This is a genomic window from Caldivirga sp. UBA161, from assembly GCF_002506515.1.
GTDB lineage: Archaea > Thermoproteota > Thermoprotei > Thermoproteales > Thermocladiaceae > Caldivirga.
Window position 1 is genome coordinate 1 of the sequence record NZ_DAXS01000007.1, and the last position, 1,151, is coordinate 1,151.

At 36.8% G+C, this 1,151-nt stretch carries 1 protein-coding gene; it reads left to right on the forward strand.

The annotated features are described in order from the left end of the window. The first annotated feature begins 270 nt into the window (after positions 1 to 270). Positions 271 to 393: a hypothetical protein gene (locus tag BP896_RS00850; protein WP_291764697.1), complete on the forward strand. Its 123-nt coding sequence runs from the start codon at positions 271 to 273 to the stop codon at positions 391 to 393. The last annotated feature ends 758 nt before the right edge of the window (positions 394 to 1,151 follow it).

Consider the following 1,151-nt stretch of genomic DNA (forward strand, 5'->3'; position numbering starts at 1 on the left):
CTACTCTAGCACACCAAAAATTAAGGAAACTATGTTAAATCGCAAAAATGGTTAGGAAATCCGCCTCTTCTTAGGGAGGGTGATTAATGAAACGCTGAGTTAGTGAGCAGTGGATTTGGTAGGTGTTGAGTCATAATAGTTATAATGAGGTTTAAAATCTTAGAGGTAAGTTGTATGATGAGTTGTTAGTTCTTAATGGTTTATCATTATGATTCGCTGCAGTAACGTATCCTTCATAGTCATGAGCTCGGAGGTTGGGTTACTGGGGTAGTGGATTCAGGAGGCAGGATTAGCCTCATGATGCTTGGGTATAGGGTGAGTACCATAATCCTCTCAATGCTTAGGAAGGTGATTGAGGATATTGAATCACTAAATGACTTACTTAAAGCATAGGAACCTACTGTAGATGCCGCATTATTACCCTACTGAGGCGCTGTATTGATCACCTTCCCTAATGGCATTAGAAGCCATATGGGGATATCTCCTTACATGATAAATCACTATACTTAACTCCTCACTACTTACATTAAAGCCCACTGCATTACCTTAGCTTACTAATAATATTGAACATTAGGGGATTTGCGGTGATGCTTATTTTACCCTCATTTTCATTAACGGCAATTAAGTTACTTGGTTCGGCATTAATCAATCTCTTAACCTCATTAATCAGTAATTGCCTAAATAATTCATGGTTGATTTCAGGCAGCTATTTATTGAAGTAGTGTATTGTTGATATTATGGTTTTACCTATGTATTATCATTGATTATAATAATCTGATGGAATGGCCTAAATATTGGCTCCCTCGACCCCAATGGCATAACCTACATCGGTATGAGGGCGTCACTTCAGTGTAATCAAATATAATCCTATTAACAATGAATGAATATTAATACTTTAATCTACATATAGTCGTGAAGCCTTTAAAGTTGCTGTTCAATGCTCTATTAAAGAATGCGCCTTGAATTCATGCCAAGCTGGATGAGGGTAATTAATTAAGGCTATATAATCAGTAAGTCTCAAGGTATAAAATATTATATTGTAATTAGGCTTACTTTAAACGGAGGGTGCTTTTCCTCAGGGCTTAATGGGGATGCATAGTACTTAGCTTCGATTAGTTACTTTAACTTCATATGCCTCCCTTACTACTGCT